Genomic DNA, 2,383 nt, shown 5'->3' with positions numbered 1-2,383 from the left:
GCGGCCACGCGTAGGCTGCGTAGGAATCCGCGCGCGCGATGGCCAGCGTCTGCGGCACGTTGATGTTGTATTCATGCGGCGGCGAGAACTGGCAGTCGGTATAGCAGGCGCCGCAGCTATGGCAGAGATTGGCAAAATAATTGAGGTCGCCGTCGGAAAATGAACGGCGCATTTCCATGGCGGGGAAGACCGCGCACAGCCCCTCGCAGTAGCGGCAGGAATTGCAGACCGTCATCAGCCGGTCGACTTCGGTGAGTGTCTTGGTTCCGTGCATGTCCTAGTTCCGCGCCGCCCGTGCCGCTTCCCGTCCCGCGATGCGGCCGAACACGCTGCCGATGGTCATGCCCATGCCGGCGGCGTAGCCTTTGCCGAGCACGTTGCCGGCCATGATCTCGCCGGCGGCGAACATGTTGGCGGACGGCCTGCCGTCCTTCATCAGCATCCGCGCCTCATTGTTCACGCGGGTGGCGAGATAGGTGAAGGTGATGCCGGGGCGCACCGGGTAGGCGAGATAGGGCGGCGTCTCGATCTTGCGCGCCCAATGCGTCTTGGCCGGCGTGATTCCTTCGGTGCGGCAGTCGTCGAGGATGGTGTGGTCGAAGGTGCCGGGCCGCACCGCCGCGTTGAACTCGGTCACGGTCCTTTCCAGCGCGGTCGGGTCGAGCTCGAGTTCGCCGGCGAGCTCGGCGACGGTGCCGCCCGCGATCGGCGGAAACAGCGTCGGCATGAACTTCGTCACGACGGTGGAGTCGAAAATGATGTAGGCGATCTGGTCGGGCTGCGCGGCCACCAGCCGGCCCCAGATCGCGTAGCGCTTCGGCCAGATGTCCTCGCCCTCGTCATAGAAGCGCTGGGCGTGCTTGTTGACGACAATGCCGAACACCACCGAATCGTGGCGGGTGATGATGCCGCCGTCGAATTTCGGCGCGCGGGCGTCGATCGCGACCGCGTGGCACTGCGTGGGATCGCCGGTCTCCTGCACGCCCTTGTCGAGCAGCATCTTCAGCACCGAGCCGCGATTATAGGGCGTGCCGCGGATCAGGAAGTTGTCGGCGGCCTCGCCCCAATATTGTTTCAGCCATTCGATGTTGGATTCGAAACCGCCGGCGGCGGCGACCAGCGCGGACGCGTGGGCGGCGACATGGCTCCCATTCTGCTTGAACGACGCGGACAGGAACATGCCGTCGGCGATCTCGAGCTCCTTCACCTCGGCGTCGTAGAGGATGTCGACGCCGAGCTGTTCGGCGGTGCGATAGAGCGCGTTCAACATCGCCCGGCCGCCGCCGAGGAAGAACGAGTTGGTGCGGCCGAGGCTCAAGGTGCCCCCAAGCGAGGGCTGCCAGCGCACGCCCTGCTCGACGATCCAGTTCAGGATGTCCTTGGATTCCCGGATCATGTGGCGCGCCAGCTCCTCGTCGGTCTGGCCGCCGGTGACCCGCAGCAGGTCCTCCCAGAACTCCTCCTCGGTATAGGGCCCGGTCAGGATCTCGGTCGCCGTGTCATGGGCGCAGCGCATGTTGCGGGTATGGCGGGTGTTGCCGCCACGGTAGAACTTTGGCGCGCCTTCCAGCACCAGCACGGACGCGCCAAGCCGTCGCGCGCTGATCGCCGCACACAACGCGGCGTTGCCGCCGCCGATGACCAGCACATCGTACTTGCGATTGAGATCGACCATGCATGCTTGTTGCTGTTCTCGGCATGGAAAGCAACGCCTTCCGGCCGGATGCGCACCCGGCCGGAAATGCAGAGCTCAGGCGGCGACGGCCTCGTGCGCCTCGATGGTGCGGCCGCCGCGATAGACGGTCAGCGCCGCAATGATGCCGAGCGTGGCGCCGAACATCAGCCAGTAGCAGGGCGAGGCCTTGTCGCCGCTCTTGTCGATCAGCCAGGTCGAGACGAACGGCGTGAAGGTGCCGAACAGTGCGGCCGCGAGCGCAAAGGCCAGCGAGAAGCAGGTGGTGCGCACATGCTTGGGCACGATCTCGACCAGGCAGCCCAGCATGGTGCCGCTATAGGTGCCGAAATAGAACGAGAACATCATCTGCACGGCGAGCAGCTTGCCAAAAGTCGGGGCGGAGACCAGCCAGTGCAGCGCCGGATAGGCCGTCACAAAGGACAGTATAGCGATCGTCAGCAGCACCGGCTTGCGGCCGATTCGGTCGGACACCGCGCCGCCGACCGGATTCCAGATGAAATTGGTCACCGCGACCAGCAGCGTGACCAGCAGCGCGTCCTGCGTCGACAGCTTCAGCACAGTCTTGCCGAAGGTCGGCGTGTAGACGGTGACGAAATAGAAGGTCGTGGTGGTCAGCACCGCGATCATCATGCCCAAAATGACGGTGCGCCAGTTGGCAAGCGCGGATGCGAACACTTCGCCCGCCGT

2 protein-coding genes and 1 pseudogene are annotated in these 2,383 nt (G+C 65.0%); all 3 read right to left on the bottom strand.

The annotated features are described in order from the left end of the window. Window positions 1-274: pseudogene (gene tcuB, locus JOY90_RS05530) on the bottom strand (tricarballylate utilization protein TcuB); the annotation flags it as partial. A 3-nt stretch (window positions 275-277) separates the two neighbouring features. Next, a complete protein-coding gene (gene tcuA, locus JOY90_RS05525) occupies window positions 278-1,675 on the bottom strand; it encodes an FAD-dependent tricarballylate dehydrogenase TcuA (protein ID WP_291690142.1) in 1,398 nt (465 codons plus the stop codon). A 75-nt stretch (window positions 1,676-1,750) separates the two neighbouring features. Then, the coding region (locus JOY90_RS05520) for an MFS transporter (RefSeq protein WP_291690141.1) at window positions 1,751-2,383 on the bottom strand (633 nt) is incomplete at its 5' end.

Source organism: Bradyrhizobium sp., assembly GCF_019242285.1.
Classification (GTDB): domain Bacteria; phylum Pseudomonadota; class Alphaproteobacteria; order Rhizobiales; family Xanthobacteraceae; genus Bradyrhizobium.
The sequence above is the reverse complement of the archived record's forward strand: the minus strand, read 5'-3'. Positions and strand labels throughout refer to the sequence as shown.